The sequence below is a fragment of the Staphylococcus pettenkoferi genome, assembly GCF_002902685.1.
Lineage (GTDB): Bacteria > Bacillota > Bacilli > Staphylococcales > Staphylococcaceae > Staphylococcus > Staphylococcus pettenkoferi.
On the sequence record NZ_PPRN01000071.1, the window covers coordinates 1 to 5,153 of the forward strand.

The window sequence follows — 5,153 nt, forward strand, 5'->3', positions numbered from 1 at the left end:
TTGTTAAATTGTTTATATCTGAAATAGTTCATACAGAAGACTCCTTTTTGTTAAAATTATACTATAAATTCAGCTTTGCAACAGAACCAGAACGCACATATGAAAAACCAACACACAATGAGTATGATCCACAACTAGAGAAAGAACGAGAAGCTTTTTTAAAACAACTTGAAGTGGATTGGGAAGAATAGAAAAGTTTACAAAAGATAACATGAAAGATATACTAAAAGTAACAAGTGAAGTATGGTTCGCCATATGCAAAAACCCCACTGCCGACCAAAGCAAGGTGGGGTTTTTTATTTATCTTTTTAGGTTATCTGTAATGTAGTTCGCAACTACACCAGCGATAACAGATGAGATAAATGCTCCAACAAGTGAAAGTATCGCTAACGCCATATGCACACCTCCTTTCATATATAGGAAGCGCAACACCTATTATATATGTATATCTAATAAAAATGATAGAGTTGAGATCAAAACAACTTACTATACTAAAAATTCAAATAGTAAATAGCAATTATAATTAAAAAGAGGTTTAAACTATGTATTTAATTACTGATGATTTTATTACTTTACATACAAATATAAACAGACAAGTAGGAAAAGAAATATTTCCAGGTGGAAGTAGAGCCTATAGTGATCATTTTTTATTAGAATCTATTCAAAGATTAATAGAAAATGACAAATTAGCTATAAAGCAAGAAATAGAAACCAGCTTAAATTATTTTACAGTTCCTCAATTAAAAGAGATATTAAAAAAAAATAAACTACGCATGTCTGGAAATAAACCAAATCTTATTCAACGTATTAAAGAAAACTTTGACTCTATACAAAATATTGAACTTCCCTCTTATTATGAAGCAACTGATGAAGGATTATCGCTAATTGAAGATACAAAATTTTTAATGCACTTTTGGGATAGTTGGGATCATATAAGTTATAAACAAGCTTTTCATATAGCTGAGAATCACATAGATAATAACTGTGAAGATAAAGTTTTAGCAATCTATGATTACAAATTAAGTAAAATGGATAGTAATAGTAATCCAATATGGATATACAGAGCTTTATGTGATTATTATCTAAATAAAAAGAAAGATTTAAATAATAGTAGAAAATATTTAAATTTAATATATTATGACGATTTAAAAAGGATGACTAACGATTTATATTTACATAGTCGAGATAAACATGATTACATCTACTATGATACAGATGGTGTATTAAAATATAATTCAATAAAAGAAACAGTGGAAAACAATATAAACAGTATTTTTGTAAACACTTATGAAATATTGATAGCTGATTTTAAATACTCTGTTGATAAATTAGTAAGTCTTTTTAAAGAAGATATTAATGATTATGAAGATGACTTGAATACCGAATTAATTTACTACTTTATAAACTGTGTAATGGCATTTACTTTTGAAGAAAACGAAAATGAAGCTATAACGGAATTATATGAATGGTTAAAAAATAAATATCCTCATAAACCAACTGATGAAAATGATTTAAATGAATATAAAGATGATGAATGTGATTATGAAGACTATGATGATAATTATGGTGATGACTTTATTCCAATAGATATTCAAGAGTTAAAAAAAGTAAAAGAAGATATTAATATATATATTGATAAAAATGATGGGGAAGTTATTCTATTTTTAAAAGAAAAAAGACTAAACACGTTTTTGAATGAAAATAATCAAGAATATTAAAATACAAACGATTAATTAATATCTATTTTTTAGACGCTTGCGAACTGAATAAAGATACAAAATTTCATTTAATGAAAATGCATGAAAACGTGTGGTTAAGGGTATGTATAAAATATGAATAATCGATAATCCAAAAACGAAGGGACAAACGCTGAAATGACGGCGTTTGTCCTTTTGTGTTGAGTTGACATAATTAATCCTTATAGGTAGTTGAATTGTATATGTTATGCAATACGCTAACTTAATAAATATTACCCATCAATGATTCAATAAAAAGACAACAATAATAATCTTTATTGCTTAAATTTAAAGTAATTTATTTATCTAAATTTCTTTTTTCGTTTATTAAGTTTTGAAACTCTTGTTCTAATTCTTCCGAAGGTTCAATACTCAATCGACTGAGTACTTCTGTAATTTTTGTCTCAAGTAAAAGTTTTTTATCTTCTTTAATATTCCTTGTTGGCTTTTCAGCTTGTTTAAATTGTTCATATGTGCCATCAAATATTTTTATTTCTTTATTATCAATTGTCATTATTCGAGTAGCTACTTTTTCGATAAATTTACGATCGTGAGATACAAAGATTATACTGCCATTATATTCCTTTAACAAAGATTCAAACGCCTCTATAGCTTCCATATCAAGGAAGTTTGTTGGTTCATCTAGTATTAACGTGTTAACTTCACTTAAGAATACTTTAGTTAGTGCTACTTTAACTCGCTCTCCACCACTTAAGACATTTATTGGTTTATAAACATCATCTCTAAAAAAATGCATTCTAGCTAGAATAGTTCGAATAAGAGTTTCATTTTGTTGTGAAGAAGATTGAACATTTTCTAAAATACTCTTATCTAATTCTAATGTATCTATTTTTTGGCTAAAATAACCGATTTTGACAGATGGCGATAATGAAATACCATGATTCTCATGAACAATTTTTTTAATAAACGTTGTCTTTCCTTTACCATTAGATCCGATAATTGCCATCTTGTCTCCTCCGCGAATACTAAAACTTTTTGCTTTCCACAATACCCGTCCTTCAATTGTGCCCGAGACATCTTCACCACGTATTATAGTTCTATTTTTTACACTTTCTAAATTCACTAAATCCATTTTAAGTGGAGGAAGTTCGTTTCTCTTTTCGACGCTTTCAAGCTTTTCTAGTCTGGTTTCTAGGGATTTTACAGTTTTTCGTAACTTCTTCTGCTTACCTGCAAAGTATGGCTTTGCTCCTTTTATTTTGCCTTCAGATAAACTTAAGTTTTTCGGTTTTTTAGTTGCTCGTTGAGCTTTCTGTTCTTTTATATTTATAGCTTTTTCCAATCGTTTCTTTTCTTTTTCATATTTTTCATATTCTAATTCTTCTCGATGTCTTTCTAATTCTTTTTGTTCAACATAGTTACTATAATTCCCCTTATATTCAGTTATTCTCCCCTCTTCAATTTCCCATATAGTAGTACACAAGTTATCTAAAAAAGCGCGATCATGTGAAACTATAATAAAAGCTCCATGCCAATTTTTTAAATCCTGTTCTAATTTTTCTATATAGTTATTATCTAAGTTAGTTGTTGGTTCATCTACTAATAGCAGTTCTGGATTTTTATCAAGCGCTTGCCGAATATAGTTTAGTGTTACTTTACCACCACTTTTAGTTGATTCTATGAGCTTCAATTGAGGAATAAGTTCACAGTGTGAAAATTGTTTTACAATACCTTCTTCAGGCACAATTTTTTTATATAATATGTGAAGTAACGTTGTTTTTCCATTTTTACCAACTAAACCAATACGATCATTCTGATAAATCTTTAGGCGATTTATGTTCAACAATAAACGATCTTGAACATAATGTTTTATATGAAGTCCCTCTAACATTATTTTCATATTTTCTCATCCTCTTATAAGTAATTGAAGACAATAAAAGCCTCCTAATCTATTCAGAATAGGAGGCATAAATCTATATAGATGAACTCTAACAAAATATTTTTAGAGCCAACTACAGAATTTTCATCCTATCCTGAAAAGTACAATTGAAAACAACACAAATCAAACGCTGTTTGTAAATAAAACACTTTCAATTGTTTACTTTTGAAAATAGGATTAGTTAATCATGTAGTTGGTTCACCCTTTCCCTTATCGTATTAAATTCAACTTAAACAAATAGCCAATAAATGTCAATGTTCAACTCAAATTATTTTTTCAATTTATTTATCTTATACCAACCATTTACATAATCAATGATTATCAGAAGTTACAAAAAATGCGTCACTAGTATAGTGACGCATTTTAGCATTTTCTTTATTTGAAAAATTACTATAAATTAACTTTTTAATACTTATTATTTTCTAAAAATTCTTCTAAAACTTTATCAATTATTGATTTTATAGACGTATCTTTATCTAACGCCATTTGGTTTAGCCTTTTCTTAATATCAGTATCTACTCTCATTGTTGTACTTTTAGATATAGGTCTATAATTCTCTGTGTATTTCACTTCCGAAGTATCTATATTATCTAAAAATCCAGCCATACATTTCATTCCTCCTCAATTAATTTAATTCTACTAACTAATTCTTCATATACTTTGTTGAACATATGTATGACTTTTTTATCATGCATATCTTTATCTTTTATCCCATCAGCAGCGAACTTTTTTATTCTTTCTCTTTGATATATTTGGTGTTCAAATAATGCTTCAGAAAACGCAGATTTAGACATCTCTAATATTTGTTTATCTACTCGTCCATTTTTTTTAATTAATACTGGAACTGCACCAACTAATTCAAATGGTAAATCTGACTCTTTTTTTCTATCTCTTAGAAAATTAACAAAAGAAAGACTGCTCTCATAAGCTGATTGTTGTGTTTGAAATACCATTAAAATATAATTACTTGCGTAAACAGCATTATTAGTAAAATCTGAATTTATAGTAGGTGGCACATCTATAAATACATAATCGAAATCATAAATTTTTTTAATTTTTTCTACCACATTTTTTAAAATATATCTTTTTTTCAAAATGTCTGTTTTTGAAATAATATCGGATAAATTAGCCAAAGACGAATCAGCGGGCAATAATGATAAATTAGAAGTTAATCTAATGATACTTTCATCTATATTTCCACTTTTTAGCATATTTATGAATGAAAGTGATTCCTCTTTAAATTCTGGATAAGTTCTTTTCATAATTTGAGTAGCGTTACCTTGAGGATCAAAATCTATTAAAAGAACCTTTTTGTTATAGTTTTCAGATGCAATATAAGAAAGTAATGTAGATACTGTAGTTTTACCTACGCCACCTTTAAAATTTCCAACTGTTATTATATTCAAAATAACCCTCCTACATAATCTCATTGTTCTTAATTCATTCTTATATATTCTTTGTGTTGTTTGTTACATGTAACATGTTACTGCAAAACTTTGTTTCTTTCAACTTATACA

4 protein-coding genes and 1 pseudogene are annotated in these 5,153 nt (G+C 27.7%); 2 read left to right on the top strand and 3 right to left on the bottom strand.

All coding sequences use genetic code 11. The annotated features are described in order from the left end of the window. Positions 1 to 191: pseudogene (locus tag CD126_RS12355) on the top strand (hypothetical protein); the annotation flags it as partial. Between the two features lie 351 nt (positions 192 to 542). Then, positions 543 to 1,718 (top strand): SAP domain-containing protein, encoded by a 1,176-nt coding sequence (locus CD126_RS11185; protein WP_103370507.1) that lies wholly within the window; start codon positions 543 to 545, stop codon positions 1,716 to 1,718. 316 nt (positions 1,719 to 2,034) lie between these two features. Here the strand turns inward: CD126_RS11185 and CD126_RS11190 are convergent, their stop codons facing one another. From CD126_RS11190 to CD126_RS11200, 3 genes are all read right to left on the bottom strand, one after another. Further along, the gene (locus CD126_RS11190) at positions 2,035 to 3,597 is read right to left on the bottom strand and encodes a Vga family ABC-F type ribosomal protection protein (protein ID WP_103370508.1); all 1,563 of its coding nucleotides are present in this window, start codon (positions 3,595 to 3,597) and stop codon (positions 2,035 to 2,037) included. Between the two features lie 444 nt (positions 3,598 to 4,041). Next, on the bottom strand, positions 4,042 to 4,242 hold the full coding sequence (locus CD126_RS11195) for a hypothetical protein (protein ID WP_002448025.1): 201 nt from the start codon (positions 4,240 to 4,242) through the stop codon (positions 4,042 to 4,044). 5 nt (positions 4,243 to 4,247) lie between these two features. Beyond that, positions 4,248 to 5,042: a ParA family protein gene (locus tag CD126_RS11200; RefSeq protein WP_103370509.1), complete on the bottom strand. Its 795-nt coding sequence runs from the start codon at positions 5,040 to 5,042 to the stop codon at positions 4,248 to 4,250. Positions 5,043 to 5,153: the final 111 nt, after the last annotated feature.

Excerpts from the sequence above, each read along its gene's own strand:
- CD126_RS11185 (WP_103370507.1), top strand. The coding sequence starts at position 543 with ATGTATTTAATTACTGATGATTTTATTACTTTACATACAAATATAAAC.
- CD126_RS11190 (WP_103370508.1), bottom strand. The coding sequence starts at position 3,597 with ATGAAAATAATGTTAGAGGGACTTCATATAAAACATTATGTTCAAGAT.
- CD126_RS11195 (WP_002448025.1), bottom strand. The coding sequence starts at position 4,242 with ATGGCTGGATTTTTAGATAATATAGATACTTCGGAAGTGAAATACACA.